The organism is Thalassotalea crassostreae, assembly GCF_001831495.1.
In the GTDB taxonomy this organism is placed as follows: Bacteria; Pseudomonadota; Gammaproteobacteria; order Enterobacterales; family Alteromonadaceae; genus Thalassotalea_A; species Thalassotalea_A crassostreae.
Window position 1 is genome coordinate 2,168,567 of sequence record NZ_CP017689.1, and the last position, 18,498, is coordinate 2,187,064.

General features: G+C 37.8%; 17 protein-coding genes. 9 read left to right on the forward strand and 8 right to left on the reverse strand.

From position 1 onward, the window contains the following. Positions 1–3 precede the first annotated feature (3 nt). Genes sdhA through sdhC form a run of 3 tightly spaced genes read right to left on the reverse strand, consistent with a single transcriptional unit; the run spans position 4 to position 2,486 of the window. Entirely contained in the window at positions 4–1,770 is a 1,767-nt protein-coding gene (sdhA, locus tag LT090_RS09395; protein WP_068545507.1) for a succinate dehydrogenase flavoprotein subunit, read from the reverse strand. Continuing rightward, complete coding sequence (gene sdhD, locus LT090_RS09400; protein WP_068545506.1) at positions 1,771–2,118, reverse strand: succinate dehydrogenase, hydrophobic membrane anchor protein; 348 nt, start codon at positions 2,116–2,118, stop codon at positions 1,771–1,773. After that, the gene (gene sdhC, locus LT090_RS09405; protein WP_068545505.1) at positions 2,112–2,486 is read right to left on the reverse strand and encodes a succinate dehydrogenase, cytochrome b556 subunit; all 375 of its coding nucleotides are present in this window, start codon (positions 2,484–2,486) and stop codon (positions 2,112–2,114) included. The genes sdhD and sdhC overlap by 7 nt, the downstream gene beginning before the upstream one ends. A gap of 529 nt (positions 2,487–3,015) precedes the next feature. Here sdhC and LT090_RS09410 point away from each other — a divergent pair. The 4 genes from LT090_RS09410 to tcdA all read left to right on the forward strand — a co-directional run bounded on the left by LT090_RS09410 (position 3,016) and on the right by tcdA (position 8,535). Then, on the forward strand, positions 3,016–4,305 hold the full coding sequence (locus tag LT090_RS09410) for a citrate synthase (RefSeq protein ID WP_068545504.1): 1,290 nt from the start codon (positions 3,016–3,018) through the stop codon (positions 4,303–4,305). Between the two features lie 230 nt (positions 4,306–4,535). After that, positions 4,536–6,323 (forward strand): M14 family metallopeptidase, encoded by a 1,788-nt coding sequence (locus LT090_RS09415; protein WP_068545503.1) that lies wholly within the window; start codon positions 4,536–4,538, stop codon positions 6,321–6,323. A 228-nt stretch (positions 6,324–6,551) separates the two neighbouring features. Next, positions 6,552–7,619, forward strand: coding sequence for a hybrid sensor histidine kinase/response regulator (locus tag LT090_RS09420; protein WP_068545502.1), 1,068 nt, complete (start codon positions 6,552–6,554; stop codon positions 7,617–7,619). A gap of 121 nt (positions 7,620–7,740) precedes the next feature. Then, complete coding sequence (gene tcdA / locus LT090_RS09425) at positions 7,741–8,535, forward strand: tRNA cyclic N6-threonylcarbamoyladenosine(37) synthase TcdA (protein ID WP_068545501.1); 795 nt, start codon at positions 7,741–7,743, stop codon at positions 8,533–8,535. Between the two features lie 139 nt (positions 8,536–8,674). Here the strand turns inward: tcdA and bamC are convergent, their stop codons facing one another. Then, positions 8,675–9,757 (reverse strand): outer membrane protein assembly factor BamC, encoded by a 1,083-nt coding sequence (gene bamC / locus LT090_RS09430; RefSeq protein ID WP_070795937.1) that lies wholly within the window; start codon positions 9,755–9,757, stop codon positions 8,675–8,677. Positions 9,758–10,214: 457 nt separating this feature from the next. On the opposite strand from bamC, the gene bcp reads away from it, so the two are divergent. After that, entirely contained in the window at positions 10,215–10,697 is a 483-nt protein-coding gene (bcp, locus tag LT090_RS09435; RefSeq protein WP_068545499.1) for a thioredoxin-dependent thiol peroxidase, read from the forward strand. A gap of 123 nt (positions 10,698–10,820) precedes the next feature. On the opposite strand, the gene LT090_RS09440 is transcribed toward bcp, so the two are convergent. Both LT090_RS09440 and LT090_RS09445 read right to left on the reverse strand, forming a co-directional pair. Further along, on the reverse strand, positions 10,821–11,885 hold the full coding sequence (locus LT090_RS09440) for an AI-2E family transporter (protein ID WP_068545498.1): 1,065 nt from the start codon (positions 11,883–11,885) through the stop codon (positions 10,821–10,823). Then, entirely contained in the window at positions 11,885–12,130 is a 246-nt protein-coding gene (locus LT090_RS09445; protein WP_082897088.1) for a sulfurtransferase TusA family protein, read from the reverse strand. The genes LT090_RS09440 and LT090_RS09445 overlap by 1 nt, the downstream gene beginning before the upstream one ends. A gap of 214 nt (positions 12,131–12,344) precedes the next feature. On the opposite strand from LT090_RS09445, the gene bepA reads away from it, so the two are divergent. From bepA to LT090_RS09465, 4 genes are read left to right on the forward strand one after another with little or no spacing between them, the layout of a single operon-like run. Then, positions 12,345–13,808, forward strand: a complete 1,464-nt coding sequence (gene bepA / locus LT090_RS09450; RefSeq protein ID WP_068545497.1) for a beta-barrel assembly-enhancing protease — start codon at positions 12,345–12,347, stop codon at positions 13,806–13,808. Positions 13,809–13,854: 46 nt separating this feature from the next. Then, on the forward strand, positions 13,855–14,208 hold the full coding sequence (arsC, locus tag LT090_RS09455; protein WP_068545496.1) for an arsenate reductase (glutaredoxin): 354 nt from the start codon (positions 13,855–13,857) through the stop codon (positions 14,206–14,208). A gap of 11 nt (positions 14,209–14,219) precedes the next feature. Beyond that, the gene (locus LT090_RS09460; RefSeq protein ID WP_068545495.1) at positions 14,220–14,624 is read left to right on the forward strand and encodes a DUF2069 domain-containing protein; all 405 of its coding nucleotides are present in this window, start codon (positions 14,220–14,222) and stop codon (positions 14,622–14,624) included. Between the two features lie 50 nt (positions 14,625–14,674). Further along, positions 14,675–16,546 carry a hypothetical protein gene (locus LT090_RS09465; RefSeq protein ID WP_068545494.1) on the forward strand — a complete coding sequence of 624 codons (1,872 nt, stop codon included), beginning with the start codon at positions 14,675–14,677 and terminating at the stop codon, positions 16,544–16,546. A gap of 114 nt (positions 16,547–16,660) precedes the next feature. On the opposite strand, the gene hda is transcribed toward LT090_RS09465, so the two are convergent. Together hda and LT090_RS09475 are read right to left on the reverse strand one after the other, a co-directional pair. Continuing rightward, entirely contained in the window at positions 16,661–17,362 is a 702-nt protein-coding gene (gene hda, locus LT090_RS09470; RefSeq protein ID WP_068545493.1) for a DnaA regulatory inactivator Hda, read from the reverse strand. After that, positions 17,362–18,489 (reverse strand): DUF2066 domain-containing protein, encoded by a 1,128-nt coding sequence (locus LT090_RS09475; protein WP_068545492.1) that lies wholly within the window; start codon positions 18,487–18,489, stop codon positions 17,362–17,364. The genes hda and LT090_RS09475 overlap by 1 nt, the downstream gene beginning before the upstream one ends. Between the last annotated feature and the right edge of the window lie 9 nt (positions 18,490–18,498).

Here is an 18,498-nt window from a genome sequence, read left to right on the forward strand (position 1 = left end):
TCCTTAGTATGTACGTGCTTTCGGAGGGAAAGCTTCGCGGTGTACTGGTTCCATATTTACATCACGCTTAGACATTTCTTCTGTGCCCGGTGTGTAAATTGAATGGCATAACCAGTTTGCATCATCACGTTCTGTAAAATCTTGACGGGCATGAGCACCACGAGATTCAGTACGGAAGTTCGCAGCTTTTGCTGAACAAAACGCTGTTTCCATCAAGTTATCTAATTCTAAACACTCGATACGTTGGGTGTTAAATTCAGAAGACTTGTCGTCTAAGCGAGCATTTTGTAAACGTTCACGAATTTCTTCAAGTTCTTTCATACCTTGAGCCATTGCTTCACCTTCACGGAATACCGAGAAGTTTAATTGCATACAGCTTTGTAGGTCTTTACGGATTTGAGTTGGGCATTCACCCTTATCACTGCTTTCCCAACGATTGTAACGAGCAAGTGCTGCGTCCAAATCAGATTGTGAAGCATCTTTACCGTTTTCAGTATTATGCAAGTACTTGCCTAGGAAATTACCAGCAGCACGGCCAAATACAACTAAATCAAGTAATGAGTTACCACCTAAGCGGTTAGCGCCGTGTACAGATACACAAGCAATCTCACCAACAGCGAATAAACCTTCAACAACTTTCTCTTGGCCATCTGCGCCAATCGTTAGTGCTTGACCGTTTACGTTACAAGGTACACCACCCATTTGGTAGTGACATGTAGGAATTACTGGAATCGGTTCTTCAGCAGGATCTACGTGAGCAAATGTTTTAGATAAATCACAAACACCTGGTAAACGTTTTTCTAATGTTTCGCGACCTAAGTGATCAAGCTTAAGTTTAATGTGTGGACCCCAAGGACCGTCACAACCGCGACCTTCACGAATTTCCGTCATCATTGAACGAGCAACAACGTCACGACCAGCAAGATCTTTTGCGTTTGGCGCATAACGTTCCATGAAACGTTCGCCGTCTTTATTAAGAAGGTAACCACCTTCACCACGACAACCTTCTGTAACAAGAACACCAGCACCAGCGATACCCGTTGGGTGGAACTGCCACATTTCCATGTCTTGCATTTGAACGCCAGCACGTAGTGACATACCAACACCGTCACCAGTATTAATGTGAGCATTAGTTGTTGATGCGAAGATACGCCCAGCACCACCGGTTGCTAATACTGTTGCACGAGCTTTAAAGTAAACAACTTCACCAGTTTCGATACAAACTGCAGTACAACCTACAACATTACCATCAGAGTTTTTAACTAAATCTAATGCGTACCATTCAGAGTAAACGTTGGTTTTATTTTTAACGTTTTGTTGGTACAAACAATGAAGAAGTGCATGACCAGTACGGTCGGCGGCAGCCGCTGTACGAGCCGCTTGTTCACCACCAAAATTCTTAGATTGGCCGCCAAAAGGACGTTGGTAAATTTTACCTTCTTCAGTACGAGAGAATGGTAAGCCCATATTCTCAAGTTCAATAATTGCTTCAGGACCAGTTTTACACATGTATTCGATAGCGTCTTGGTCACCGATGAAATCAGAACCTTTTACGGTATCGTACATATGTTGTTCCCAGTGATCTTCATGGGCGTTACCAAGAGCAACAGTGATACCACCTTGCGCTGATACCGTATGAGAACGAGTTGGGAATACTTTTGAAATCAAGGCACATGACTGGCCTGATTCAGAGATTGCTAAAGCAGCGCGCATACCCGCACCACCAGCGCCAATTACAATGGCATCAAATTCACGAACAGGAACGCTCACTTACACACCCCACACAGTTAATAGTACCGCTGCAACATAAACGAACAGGGTAATAGTGAATAAAAATTGAAGTAAACCACGTAACATAGTGTTCTTTACGTAGTCTGTTAATACCTGCCAAATACCAATCCAAGCGTGGAAAAGTACTGCAATAACTGCAAGTATTGTGAAAATCTTCATGGCTAAGTTTGAGAACAAACCAGACCAAGCTTCATAAGTTACTTCTGGTGTGCAGATAAACCAACACATCATAAATACACTGTATAAAGCTAAAACGATTGCGCTAGCACGGATCAAAATAAAATCATGAACACCACTGCGACCTAATGTAGCTGCGTTATTTACCATAACCAAACTCCTGCTAGCACAGATATAATTAACCAAAGAGCGATAACAAACTTGGCACTTGTTTGACCTGAACCTTTTTCTTCAAGATGACCTAGGTCCATAATTAAGTGACGAATACCGCCGACAAAGTGATATGCCAGAGCAGTAAGAATGCCCCACATAATAAATTTAAAGAATGCCCCATTTAAACATTCTTTAACAGAAGCAAAACCTTCTGCAGATGATAGTGAGACTGAAAGTGCCCAGATTAGGATACCGATAGCGAAGAACATCATTACACCACTAACACGATGCAGTATTGATGCGAGTGCCGCTGGCGGAAACTTGATTGTGCTTAAACCAAGATTTACAGGTCTATTTTTATTCACAGTTATTGCCTAAATTGTATTTAACTAATATTTAGTTAATGAAGTTCCATTATTTTTCTAACCATTCGGTTACTAATTGTAGTAAACAAAACAATACTTTAATAATAGCCATTCATTATTAATGGTCATTTCAAGCAATTTTAGTGATTAATGTAAATAGCCTGAAATAGACGAGTCGAATTATATAGATGTAATATTTGAATTACAATTTTAACACCACTTTTATTGCTTTTTGCTGTATTTTTAGCCAGCCAATAAAAAAATTTGCATAAAAATGCTTTTAGATGCAGTTTTGAATTGACTTTCTACCCCTAAATCAGAGTAAAATACGCACCAAATTTATATTCATGAATATTGACTTACTTTTCATCAATAAGCATTTAGCTCTTTTTTGTTACACTTTTGTAATCTTAACGTTAACTAAATCTAAAAACGATTAGACTAAAGTCAATATTGCGGAGATTTTGTTTCTCTGTTATCTCTAATAACAATACAAAATCATCACTAACTGAAAAATAGAGGAATAACTATGGCTGACAATAAAGCCACGCTAAGCATTGCAGGTCAAGATATTGCAGAATTACCAATTTTAAGTGGTACTGCTGGTAATGATGTAATTGATATCCGTACATTAGGAAGTGCTGGTTATTTCACCTACGACCCAGGATTTTTAGCCACTGCATCATGTGAATCTGAAATTACATTTATCGACGGTGGTAAAGGTATTCTTCAACACCGCGGCTATGCTATTGACGATTTAGCCAACAAAGCTGATTATTTAGAAGTTTGTTATATCCTATTAAACGGTCAAGCGCCTAATCAAGAACAATACGATGAATTCGTAAACATCATTACTAACCATACGTTAGTACATGAAAAATTAGCGAACTTCTTCCGTGGTTTTATGCACGATGCCCACCCAATGGCAATGGTTTGTGGTGTGGTTGGAGCGTTGTCTTCTTTCTATCACTCAGATTTAGACATTAACAACCCAGCAGCTCGTAAACGTTGTGCTCACCGTTTAATTGCTAAGATGCCAACAATTGCTGCGATGGCTTATAAATACAGCATTGGTCAGCCGTTCGTATACCCTCGTAACGATTTATCTTACGCTGAAAACTTTTTACACATGATGTTCTCTGTACCAGCAGAAGAGTATAAGGTAAGCCCTATCCTAGCTAAAGCAATGGATCGTATCTTCACTCTTCATGCAGATCACGAACAAAATGCATCGACTTCTACTGTGCGTTTAGCTGGTTCATCTGGCGCTAATCCATACGCCTGTATTGCTGCAGGTGTTGCTTCACTTTGGGGCCCTGCCCACGGCGGCGCAAACGAAGCTTGTCTAACAATGCTTGAAGAAATCGGCAGTTTAGAAAATGTAGATGAGTTCGTCGCTCGTGCGAAAGACAAAAATGACCCGTTCCGTCTAATGGGCTTTGGTCATCGTGTATACAAAAACTTCGATCCACGTGCAACAGTTATGCGTGAAACCTGTCACGAAGTACTTGGTGAACTTGGTATTAAAGATCCATTGTTAGATGTTGCTATGGCATTAGAAAAAGTTGCTTTAGAAGACCCTTACTTCATTGAGAAGAAGTTATACCCTAACGTAGATTTCTACTCAGGTATTATTTTAAAAGCAATCGGTATCCCAACTAGTATGTTTACTGTTATCTTTGCCATGTCTCGTACCGTTGGTTGGTGTGCACATTGGGATGAGATGCTTACTCAACCTGGTCAAAAAATTGGCCGTCCTCGTCAAAATTACACAGGACAGTTAAATAAAGAGTTTACGCCGTTGGCACGTCATAAGTAAAATTGACTTGTAAAAACATTGAAATAAAAAGGAGCTAGATGCTCCTTTTTTATTGCCTTTAAAATCACTAAAATCTATTAAACAATTTTTTTCAAAATGAATAATAATTCACTTTGTTGCTATGTTTTATAAGTTTGTCTTATAGTTTTAGTTCAAAATGCCTTGAAAATTCGCTGAAGGAATAAAACTTGATTAAAAATTTTCTGTTTACGTTAAGTGTGACGTGTTTCATGACAAACATTGCAAATGCTGATCAAACGTTATTACCGCCAATTGAAAAGTTTACCGGTAAGAGTGAACTATTAATTAAAGACTCGTCACACCCATGGCAAACACCTGCCGAACGATTTGGCTTGAACAGTACACCGAATTACGTTGAAACGTTTGAATATATCGACAGGTTAGTCGACTCATCTTCAAAACTGGTTCAATTGGAGCTAGGTCACAGCCCTCAAAATAGAGCAATTAAAGTTGTCTTAGCCACATCAGATGGGCTATCGACACTAGAAAGCATTGCCTCAAGTCCAAAATTTACGGTGTTTATTCAAGCAGGAATTCACTCAGGAGAAATCGACGGCAAAGATGCTGGCTTGATGCTGCTGAGGGATATTATCCATGGTGATCAGCAAGAACTCCTTGATAATGTCAATGTCGTATTCCTACCGATATTAAATGTTGATGGCCATGAACGTAGTAGTGAATTTAACCGGGTAAACCAGCGTGGTCCAACAAATATGGGTTGGCGAACTACTGCCCAAAACCTAAACTTAAACCGCGACTACGCAAAAGCTGATGCTGTAGAAATGCGTGCTGTCATTACAGCGCTAGAGAAAACGTCAGCAGACTTATATATTGATATTCACGTTACCGATGGTGAAGATTATCAATATGATATCACCTACGGATTTAATGGAGAGCATGGTTATTCGCCAAATATCAGTCGATACTTACAGCAAAAGTTACGCCCTGCTATTGACGATGCGTTAAAAGATAATGGCCATTTAGCATCGGCGTTAGTTTTCGGTCTTGATAGTATGAATTTTTCGAAAGGTATATACGGTTGGACTGCTAGTCCACGTTTTAGCAATGGTTGGGGAGATGCCCGCCATCTACCGACTATTTTAGTCGAAAACCATTCGCTTAAACCTTATAAACAACGCGTATTAGGTACCTATATATTTTTGCAACAGATGCTGGTAACGCTAAATGGCAATGGCCAAGAACTAATAGTTGCGACTGAAAAAGATAAAAAACACCGCCCCAAGAATTTGGTAGTTGATTTTGTCCTTGATATGGATAATCCAACCCGAGAAGACTTTCATGGGATAGATTATACTGTCGCTATCGATGACTTAACTGGCATTGAGTATGTAAACTGGAATGGTAAGAAAAAGCTCTATAAAAACATGCCAACATATTGGCAGAAAAAGCCAAAGACAATAGTCAAGGTACCTAAGGCGTATTATCTTGGTACTGAACATACCGAGGTGATCAAGTTATTAAAATTACAAGGCATCAAAGTTGAACAAATTGACCAATCTACGCGATTAAAGCTTACACAATTAACCGCAGTCGATCATAAGTTCAATGATACTGCATTTGAAGGTCGCCAAACCGTAAGTTCAACATTTCTCGAAAAAGAACTGGAACAAAAAATCGACAGTCGATGGGTAAGAATAAATACAGATCAAGATCTAGGTAAATTTGCCGTTACCTTACTAGACCCTCATGGAACTGATTCGTTATTTTCTTGGGGTTCATTTAATCAAATGTTTCAGCGCACTGAATATATCGAAACCTATGTCATTGTGCCACTAGCGCAAAAAATGCTAGCAGATGACAAGCTATTAGCTGAATTCAAACAAGCATTTCCTAGTTCCGCGACAAAAAGCTCTGACCAAAACGAACAAAGAGATTTGTTTAAAGAGCAACGTAACGACAAAATGCGTTGGATTTATGAGCGTTCAAACTATTACGATAAACAATATTTAAAATATCCAGTACTGATCCAGTATTAGATAGTTTTATAAAGCACAATTGGCTAGAAATAAGTAAGTGAAAGGTTAAATCATAAGCCTTTATGTTTCGGATTGGTTAATAGCATAACTTAATCATTGATAAAGTAATCAAATGTTTGCTTTATCAGTGATTTAGCAATAAATTAAAGTATCGGTAATTATATAGTCGTAATAAACGCAGCTAATTACCACCATCTAATAAGCAATAAAGCGGATACGTTCACTTTTATGAATAATGAAAACAAGCCTACAATTTTAGTCGTTGATGATGAACCCGGAAATATTGATTTAGCGTCGGCTTTACTAAAAGAAAATTATAAAGTAAAAGCAGCAACTAACGGCAAGATTGCCATAAAAATAGCTCAAGCCGATAGTAATATCGACCTTATTTTACTTGATATTATGATGCCTGAGCTTGATGGTTATGAAACCTGTGCAGAATTAAAACGAAACGAAAACACAAAGGATATACCTGTTATATTTTTAACCGCTAAAGCAGAGGTTGCTGATATCACCAAAGGCTTTAACTTAGGCGCGGTAGACTATATCACTAAACCTTTGCAACCAGAGATCCTTAAAGCACGTGTTTTAACCCATGTGACATTGCGCCAAAACAGACAAGCACTAACCAAGCAAGTCGCAACGTTGGTCGAAAATGCACAACTTCGTGAAGATATTGAAAAGTTAACTCATCACGATTTAAAAGGACCGTTAGGTGTTATTTTGTTTGAGTTACCTAAAATAGCCGACAAACAGGCGTCAAAATCAATTGAAGAATCGGTTACCAACGTATTGAATATGATCAACAATACCTTAGACATATTTAAAATAGAAAACGGCACCTATCCAATAAACCCAGATATGGTCGACTTAAATAATTTAGTCGATAAAGCAATGAAGGCCGTACATTCGCTGGCAACGAAAAAGAACATTACGTTTAAGTTAGAATCTGCACATCAAAACACTTATATGGATGCTGAAGAATTACTTTGTTTATCGATTTTTAATAATTTAATAAAAAACTCTGTAGAAGCATCACCAGATAACGAAGATATACATATTAGTATTAGCGAAATAGGCGAACAAATTGAGTTCAAGTTAACCAATACCGGTGTTATCCCTAAAGAATTGCGCGATACATTATTTGAAAAATACTCTACTTCAAACCACATTAGAGGCTCAGGTTTAGGCGCATACTCGGCTAAGCTGATGACTGACGTGCAAAAGGGACAGATCAGTTTTAAAATCATAGACGAAAAATATACTGAGTTTACGGTGACTATGCCGGCCTACTAAGTAGTTTACTTAACGCTTTTAACTCAATAATTTAGGCCAATTGCTTTTCCCAACTAGCATCGTGCCTATTTCGGCTTTATAATGCCGCCTATTATTCGTTATTCAATTAAGTTCTAATTCTATGTCCGATTATCAATTACGGTTTGGCGGTATTGAGCGTCTTTATGGCGTTGTTGGTGCCCAACACTTAAAAAACAGTCATTATTGTGTGATTGGTATCGGAGGTGTCGGCTCTTGGGTAGCTGAAGCATTAGCTCGCAATGGCGTTGGCGAAATTACGCTGATTGATTTAGATGATATTTGCGTTAGTAATATTAATCGACAAATCCATGCATTGACCGATACTATTGGTGAATCCAAAGTTGAAGTAATGAACAATAGGATCTTACAAATCAATCCAGATTGTAAGGTTAACCAAGTTGAAGACTTTATTACCTTAGAAAACTTAGCAGAATTAATGGCAAATAATTTTGATTATGTCATTGACGCGATTGATTCAGTTCAGGTTAAAACAGCTTTAATTGCACATTGTCGCCGTAACAAAATTCCATTAATGGTCATAGGCGGTGCTGGTGGTCAAATCGATCCAACTAAGATAGAAATCACAGATCTTAGCAAAACCTATCAAGATCCATTGCTAGCAAAAGTTAAAAATCAATTGAGACGTGACCATAATTTCCCAAGAAATGTGAAACGTAAATTTTCTATCGATGCGGTGTTTTCAACCGAGCAATTAATATATCCCAATAGCGATGGCAGTGTTTGCCATGCTAAGCAAAGTAATAGTGGTGGCGTTCGTTTAGATTGCAGTGGTGGTTTTGGTGCGGCAACGCATGTTACCGCAAGCTTTGGTTTCTTTGCTGTTGCTCGTTCAATAGATAAATTTCTTGCTCGCAAAAAAAGACAACAAGCTTAGTCTCAACTTTCTTCATTAATTGTCTAACAAGTTTTCGAATCACTAACGAAATAGTGCCATAAAAAAAGATGCACCAACTGGTGCATCTTTTTATTAATTAGTGATAAAACTAGATAGCAATTAACAATTAATCGAGCTCTTATCTAAATGAAAGAGCCTCGCCCATCACGTCAAAGTTCTCTTCAAGCTGTTCTTTAGTGACCAATGTACCTTGATCATCAGTAATTACTAGCGCAGTTTGTTCGTCACTAATTTTTATTAGTTTGAACTTATATACACCAGAATCTAGCGCAACTACTGGCGCAGCATCGCCCCAGATTTCATCCCAAAGGCTTGAATCAACTCGAGTATAATTCACTTCAAAGAAGTTTCTATCTCTATTTAAATCAGTCACTTCAAAATTATATTCTTCAAAGAATCCTGGGATGTATTCCCATAAGTCATCAATTGGGTATTCAATAATATACGCAGGCTGTTGACTAGGCGATTCACCAACAGTAACTATAACCATGCTAGCTCTTGCATCTCTATCAGCTTTGTTATTAACGCGATATTGATAATCTAGTTGCGCAGTAATAGCATTAATCATGCCCATTTCGACACGTTGTTGCTCAATCGGGTCGATCTTCTTAGTTGAACCTTTTTCATCAGTAAACATGTAATCCACAAGTTCAACATTTAAACCGATGCTGCGACCATGGGGCTTAGTGACGAAAGAGTATTTAAATCGCCAGCTTTCTGTCATATCGATACTCTTCCAAAACAAATAACCGCTTTCTTGTTCAATATGGAACCAATCCGATTCCCAAGTGTTTTGCTCTGGGTTTGCATTGACAAATCCTACGTTTTCAGTCGCCAAGTAATCAGTTATAGCCTTGATTACTTGTTCACGTAGATCTCGATCGTCATCAATTTTGTCATACCAAATCGCAGCGGTTTTATCAAACTCATCGAGTCGACTACCTGATGCAAGTGGTAATACTAGCGCGGGTGCTCTAACATCAACTTTATCGCCAATCGGCCCTGCTTCGCCAGTAACTTCAGGAATTTTGTATAGCTCTTGCTCAGCTGGCTTTGTTAAATCACTAGGTACGTTAAATGGTTTTTGAGGTTGTAAATCAACATAGTCAAAGCTACCTTTAGCTTGCTTACGTGTTCCAACATTACTACAAGCACAAAGCGAAAGTGCTAATAAAGAATAGAAAAAAATACGGCGACTCATTAAAACTCCAGAGAAATATAGCCAATACCAATTTTGTAATTGGTTTAAATTATTTTTATAGATTGTTTTGGTGTTTATTTTAACCAAAATCTCAGCTTAATAATTACGACTCGTTTTGAGCCAATAAGTTTCAAGCTTGCAATCATATTTTGCTAATTTTAAAAATGCGTTTAATGGTACTTGTCATCAATTATAAACACAAGGTTTACCCCATATTAAAAGGCATTAATTGGACATTTAATTGAAAATATTGCAATCAACTGTCAATCCCTCAATTTTCTGATTACAATAACCGCAAAAATAACTCTGAAAATATCACAGATAAGCAATGACACATTCTTTAGCCTCTACCGCAATAGGTAAAGTTACTAAAGCAATGGTAAATAATATTAGCACGCTCGTATCGGTTCAAAACAGTATGCTTTGGCCGACTAAAAAATAACATTAAAGGTTACATATGAATACTTTAAACGTTGGTGATAAAGCACCTTTATTTACATTACAAAACCAAGATGGAAAAGATATTTCATTAGCGGATTATATTGGCAAAAAACAGGTATTAGTTTACTTCTATCCTAAAGCTATGACACCGGGTTGTACCATACAAGCTCAAGGTTTGAGAGACAGTAAAGCTGAGCTTGAGCAACTCAACACTGTTGTTTTTGGCATTAGTCCAGACGAAGTAAAGCGATTGGATAAATTTTGTTTACGAGATGAACTAAATTTTGATTTATTATCGGATGTTGACCACAGCGTTGCAGACGACTTTGGCGTTTGGGGCCTGAAAAAGTTTATGGGTAGAGAGTATGACGGTATACACCGTTTAAGCTTTTTGGTTGGTTTAGATGGAAAAATTAGTAAAGTATTTAATAAATTTAAAACTAAAAATCATCATGAAGTGGTCATTGAAGCACTTACTGAATTAAACGCCCAACTATAGTTGGAATTTTAATTCTAATGAACTCATTAAGATGTTATTTGCTTAATTAGCAAATAACATTTTTTTATATTGCACCTTTGACTTAAAAAGCAAAGCAATATCGATTAATAAACGGTCTACAGTTTAAACTGCTTCAACTTCTCTACTCTCTGGCCATGCATTAACAACGGCTTTAACCAGTGTTGCTAAAGGAATGGCAAAAAACACTCCCCAAAAGCCCCACAATCCGCCAAATATAATCACCGCTATGATGATTGCAACCGGATGTAAGTTAACCGCCTCAGAGAATAATAGTGGGACTAATATATTGCCGTCAATTACTTGAATAATACCGTAGGCAAGCATGACATAGCCAAATTCAGCACTTAATCCCCATTGGAATAAGCCAACTAGTACGACAGGTACTGTTACAATTGCCGCACCAACATAAGGTACTAGCACCGACAAACCAACTAATGCACCGAGTAATACCGCATAGCGTAAATCTAACGCCACAAACGCAATTGTGCTGGCAAGTCCAATGATCAATATCTCTATAACTTTACCGCGAATGTAATTGTGTATTTGCAGATACATTTCCGAACCGACTTGACGAGTTAAACGGCTTTCCTTTGGTAAAAATGTTTTGGCATTATTGAGCATGTCTTCTTTATCTTTTAAGAAAAAGAACACCATTAGCGGCACTAAAATAAGATAGATGAGTAATGCCACTATATTTGAAATCGAATTAAGTGAACCTGCTAAGATCAGCTCGCCCCATTCTAATAATTTCGCTTTTATAGATTCGATAATCGAAACTATCTGTTCACCTTGAATCAACTCCGGGTAACGTTCTGGCAGGGTTAATAAAAACTCATTACCTTTAGACAACATGTTAGGCACTTCACTGATCAACGTTGACGTTTGTTGCCATAACACTGGTAATACACCAAGAATTAACACCATACAAACTGTGACAAAAATAAGCATAACAATCATTACTGATTTGGAACGACTTAAGCCCATATTTGCCACGCTTTGAACGGGTTTTTCTAATAAAAATGCCAATACAGTGGCAACAATCACCGGCATTAATAAGTTGCCAAAAAAGAAAATAACCAGAAAGAGGACAAGTATAATCAGAGAGAGACTTACAACATGTGGGTCTGAAAACTTTTCTTTATACCAGTTGACTATATATTGAATCATTAAAGTTCACTCTTAGTTATTATTATTTCAGTGCTATCATCTTTTAAAACTCCCAGTTTGAACTGTATGTTTTTGGATGATAAGAATTTTGGTATGTCAGTATAAGAACCGCTATCGCCAATCAAAACACGCATAAGCTGACCATCTTCAAGTTGCTTTAACAACAACTTGGTTTTTATTAGTGGTAGAGGACATTTTTCATGCCTTGCATCATATTCTTTAGAAATAACCATTGATTTTATCACGCTCGGCTCCGAGGTCTGAGCGAAATTCTACCAACAACATAACTTTAAATAAATACCTAGTTTATCAACTTGTAAAAATCATGTGTATCAAGCAAACTATAGTTTTATATTTGCGGCGTTTTTTTTATAAAGTAAAAATGCAACTTTTGCTTTATAACGCACTCTTATAACAATAGATTATTCTTTATTTTTATTTCAGGTATTTATACGTTACATGAAGCATTCCCTTTTTAAAGCTCTTACATTCACTTTTTGCGCATTTTACATTAACGTTACGGCCACGGCCGCCGAAATGATGGCGGAACAGAAAAACCAACTACCCGATATAGGTACCGCTGCGGTAAGTACGTTATCACTCGATAAAGAAAGACTATATGGCGATGCTATGATGCGCTCAGTTCGAGCCTCGCAACCTATCATTCAAGATCCGGTGTTAGCTGAGTATCTTAATAATTTGGGCAACAATCTATTATTGGGTGCTGATGATGTAAACTATAAGTTTCACTTCTTTATGCTTAATAATTCAGAATTAAACGCTTTCGCATTCTTTGCCGGTCATATCGGTGTACATTCTGGCTTAATAATGAGTGCTGAAACGGAAAGTGAATTAGCGTCAGTTTTATCCCATGAGATTGCTCACGTTACCCAACGTCACTTGGCGAGAAAGATGGAAGCGCAAGCTAACAATTCGCCATTGACCGTAGCAGGAATGGTCACCGGCGTACTATTAGCCTTAGTAAATCCGCAAGCTGGGTTTGCAGCACTAAGTACAACTATGGCTGCTGGTCAACAAGCCTCTATCAACTACACCCGCAGCAACGAAAAAGAAGCTGACCGAGTTGGCATGTCTATCTTGGTTAATAGTGGCTACGATCCAAACGGCGCACCAAACTTCTTTCGAAAAATGGCAGACCAATATCGCTATACATCGAAGCCACCTGCGATGCTGTTAACTCACCCATTACCAGAATCTCGTATTACAGACATACGTAACCGAGCACAAATGTACCCTGCTCGACTATTACCAGCAAATTTATCATTTGAATTAGCAAAAGCTCGTATAAGTGTTCGTTATGGTAATCAAAAAGGCGATATAATAACGGTTTATCGCAGCATGCTTCGTAAGAAGCAATATAAGATTAAGCAGGCAGCACAATATGGTTTAGCTTTAGCGTTGCTTGACGATAAGCAATACCAAGAATCAGAATTAATACTAAAAGAATTATTGGCGCAAGATAGCCGCAACTTGTTTTATCTTGATGGCCTAACTGATGTTTATATAGGACAAAAAAGATTTAAAGAAATATTGGCTAAGCTTGGCGACCTCAATACCATCATGCCAAATAATCAGGTAATCACATTAAATTATGCAAACGCTGCATTGGAAGCGAAAGAATACAAATTGTCGGCTGACTTATTGATGGACTTCATTATCGTTCATAAAGATCATTTCTTAGCCAACCAATTGCTGACTGATGCTTACGAAGGGCAGAAGAAAATGGCACCAATGCATTCACAAAAAGCTGAAGTATATGCACTCTTAGGGTTATATTCACAAGCTATCGATGAACTGCAAACCGCTTATAACTTTTCGCCTAAAAAATCGTTAATGCAAAAGCGTATTAAAGCAAGAATTTTACAATTTCAAGAAAAAGAGGATGAGTTAAAGCGCCTTTAATCAATGACGACGCACAACTCAAAAAGAAATAATATAGGAACACTTAATGACTGAATTAACGATTTACCATAATCCTCGTTGCTCAAAGAGCCGACAAACATTGCAACTGATTGAAGAGAAAAGTTGTGATGTAACGATTATTGAGTATTTAAAAACTCCGCCTACGGCTGCAACAATAGAAAATATTTTGACACTGCTATCGATTGAGCCTCGTCAATTAATGCGAGTTAAAGAAACAGAGTATAAAGAACAGAATTTAGCAGATGAGTCATTAACCCGAGAACAATTAGTTGCCGCCATGATAGCGACACCTAAACTTATCGAGCGACCGATTGTGGTTGGCAGTGGCAAAGCGTGTATTGGCCGTCCGCCAGAAAATGTACTTGCACTTTTAGGGTAAATAAAATCTCAATGAAAGAGCAAACATTTAGTACACAAACCTTGCGAAAAATGGCGCAAGTAGGCTACCTAGGTTTATTAATTTTCATGCCGTTATGGCTTTTGGTTTTACATCCAAGTGAAGGTCTATCGCCTACTCTCTCGTTAGTCATGTTTACCTTACCTTTATTATTTCCATTAAGAGGCATAATCAAAGGTAATCCCTATACATTTGCCTGGGCAAATTTTGTTGTGATGATTTACTTTCTACACTCGCTTACAACGCTTTGGGTCTCAGCTGACGAAAGAATTTATGCTATCGTAGAATTGATTTTTGCAAGTTTAATGTTCTTCGCCGGGTCATATTATTCGAAGTACCGAGGTCAAGAGCTCGGCTTAGGTTTGAAAAAAAGAAAGACGAAAAATAAAGATACATAAATAATATAAAAATAAAAACGTTAAAATTAGCTGTATTAAGGTAAGAAACAATGAAATACAATTTAATCGCTCTAAGCCTGTCGGCCTTGTTATTAACAGGCTGTGGAGGTAGTTCTCCTGATGGTACTATAAGTACTCCTGATCAAACGTATGCTCCTGGTGGCTCTGTAGATCTAGTTCTTCACGATCCAAGCGCTGACATCTCTGATATACAATGGCAACAAACGTCTGGCCCTGCCGTTGAATTATTAACGGCAAAAACAAAAGTTATTTCATTTACTGTTCCTGACTCAGGAGATTATAGCTTTACCGTTAATTATTTAGACGGCGGCAGTCAATCATCACAAGAAATTAACTTTAGTGCCAGTGGAGCAACACCGAGAATCATTGGTAAGTTAGGTCACGCAGTCGTTGAAAATAATGGTGTTTCTTTACGTGCCTTTGTCGCTGATGATATTGATGTTGACACCATACAGTGGCAACAAATTTCAGGTCCTAGTGTAGACTTTGATAATGAAAACATAACCTCAGAAATCGTTATATTTGATGCGCCTGAAGTATTTCAAGATGAAGTTATCGAAATTGAAGTTAGTGCTACTGACAATGGCGAAACAATTACTGATATTGTCACCATATTAGTTGAAGATACTGACCCCGTGCCATCAGACTCTTTATTTGAAGACGTTTTAGATGATAATGCACTAGCAACTGTTTATGCTTACAACAATGACTCGCAGTATGCCGATAACATCGCTTTTTGTGTATATTCAATGGGGTTAACTTGGGACGAAAACAATAGTACAAATTTATGCCGTCTCAGCACCTTACCGTCACTTGGTGCGGAAACATCGGGCGAAACACCGACAATAGATCAAGTAATGGACCGCGTGGTTGTATCTCATGATTGGATGGGTGCTCGATTTAGAGAGTATTTACAAGCATTTGATAATAATGATGACTTCAAAAACATGCTTCGCGCGACTACTGCTATCGTTATCTCTTATGATATAAGACCTTCCTTCTATTGGCCTGGTACAGGAGCAATCTACCTTGATCCAAATGATTTATGGTTAACGGCAGACGAACGCGACACCATTAATGAAGCACCTGATTATCGTTCGAATTTTGGCAATGAATTGCAATTTTCAACGCGCTGGCGCTACGTTAAAGACAACGATTGGGCTTCATTCTATTACCCTCCTGAATATCGCCTAAATCGAAACTTAGAAGATATTAATGTTGACCTAGCAAGCTTGCTTTATCATGAATTAGCTCATGCTAATGACTATTTACCAAGTGCTGAATGGGGAACATACCCTGACAGTTTCATTTTCTTCCAAGCTGCAGTTGAAGAAGATGAAATTTCGGATGAACTCACTCGAATGTACCCTAAATCGAGCACAGAATTAGATGAAATTGCTGATGTACGTTATCGTGGTGAAGACCCATCAAGCACTCAAAAAGCTTACTTGCCAGCAGACATCACAGGTTTCTTTTTAAGTGATGTTGCGAACGAATTTTACAGCTATAGTTCAGAGCGCGAAGATTTAGCAATGTTATTTGAAGAACTGATGATGTCTTACCGTTACTCTATCTTTCGTGATGTAGCCGTTACAGGAACCGCTGATACTGGTTATATTGTTGACTGGGGTCAACGAGGTCGTGTTGAAGTTGATGGCATACGTGTTAGAGCAAACTTCACAGCGATGGAGCTATTGAATGAAGCAAACGCTGACAGTGCCAACCTACCGACACCACAATTATTAGACACAGACTTACGATGGGTTGATACTCTTGAGATAATGAACTCAGGAACAAATTCATTACAGGCTAAACCAACCAACCCGGAGTTTATTAATAAGCGCATTCCTAGAGTTCGTAAACAAGCGCATCACCAAATCGCTTTACCTAAGTTTCACTAAATGTTTCATTAAATTAGTGAACTAGAAAATAAAAGCCGGCTCATTTAGCCGGCTTTTGCTTTTATACAATAAAGTCTTTTTCAACTCTAAAATTCTTTTTAACCCTATGTCATGTTAAAACAGAACGTCTTTAATAAAAGGAATGGTAATTTTTCGTTGAGCTGTAATCGACGCTTTATCTAGTGTATCTAATCCTTTGATTAAGCTATTCATATCTCGAGATAACCGATTTAACAAAAACTTAGCAGTTTCATCATTTAGTTCTATACCACGTAATTTTGACCGAACTTGAATTGCTTTAATTTTATCTTCATCTGCTAATGGCTTAATTTGCTCAGTAAAACCCCAGCCAATTCTTGATTCAAGGTCTGGTAAGGTGATAAGCAAACTATTTGAAGGGTTGTTACCTGCAATAATGAGCTTTTTGTCTTGTTCAATCACCCTATTATACAAATCAAATACCGCCTGCTGCCACTCGTTATTTCCTGCAATTAATTGCAAATCGTCTAAGCAGATCAGATCAAACTGTTCCAACCCATCAAGTAATTCGACTGATAATTGTTTTAATTCAGAGAAAGACAGACATAGAGACGTCAGTTTCATTTCCGAAGCATAAGCACAGCTTGCATGCAATAAATGTGACTTACCGACGCCCTGTTGACCAAACAAATAAAAACCATTGGTAGTAACCGCTGGTTTATTAATAAATGCTTTTAGCTGACCAGAGATAGCCCCGCTATCAATGCTATAAAAGCTTTCAAATGTTTCATCATCAGGTAGATGAACTGCCAATGGCAGTTGAGAAATTTTAGTCATTAACCTTTCCAGGTATAGCTTTGCGCATTATCACCATCGATTAAACGTACTTCTGATGAACTGTCAAAGTAATCGTTATTTGTATCTAGTGATTTTTCCAATTGTAATGCTTGCTTAATTGCATTAACACTCGCAAGCAACTCCAATCTAAACACCATTTTCGTGCCAGCAACTTTAATTAACTTCACATCACTAACTAAGGTCAAATCATTCAAAAACTGCTTGATCTCAACAAACTTAATCATCGAATCTATATTAACAATTTCCACATCAAATACATTTTCTGCACTGCCATCAAAAACATAGGAGTTTTTCTGGTGCAAAGATTCCGCCATATCTGTCATGGCTTTAGATATCAACTTTTGGCGATCATTACCTGAAAAACTATTGGTATACATTTCACCGTTGTTAAAGACATGCCAATCGATTGCATATTCGCTTTTTTGACATCCAGGATTTGATCCACATTGTTCATTCGTATTATTCACTAAACTCGTATTCGATAATCGAATTACAGCGATGGCTTCCGCTTGATAACGTTTAGACGCTTTTTTTATATTTTCTTCAAAACGGCCCCAAACATCACCAACCGTGATCGCCATAGAATCGGATAAGTCCATCAATGGTAAATTAAGTGGCAACCCTCTGCGTTTGGCAACTTCTACAATCACCTGTTTCGCTATGCCCTGCGATGAATCTGCAACAATATCTCTTTCTAGCCCATTTTCTTCGACCATCCACATGGTTATCATAGGACGATGTTTGCCCCAAATACTAGCCTTGGCGCTTTGCAAAAGTTGGTTTATTTTTGCTTCTTCAAATTGAGCAAATAACACCGCATTGCCATTTTTCTCACCATAACTAAATTGAGTTAAATAGCTATTCGGTTTTTTCAATGCCTTTTTTAGCTGTTCATTGCTATTAACAAACTCACTTCCGGCCAATCTGATTAACACTCGTTTAAGTGCTACTTGATTCGCCTTACTTTTGGCATTCTTGCTGTCATCAAGAACAACTTCCGCTGTATATAAATTAGCCACTTCTACAGCGACCGTCTGAAAACTAATAAGGTTCAGAGTTAATGCACAGCAGAAAACTGCTTTTTTGAGTAATTTTTTATAATTCATACGCAAATA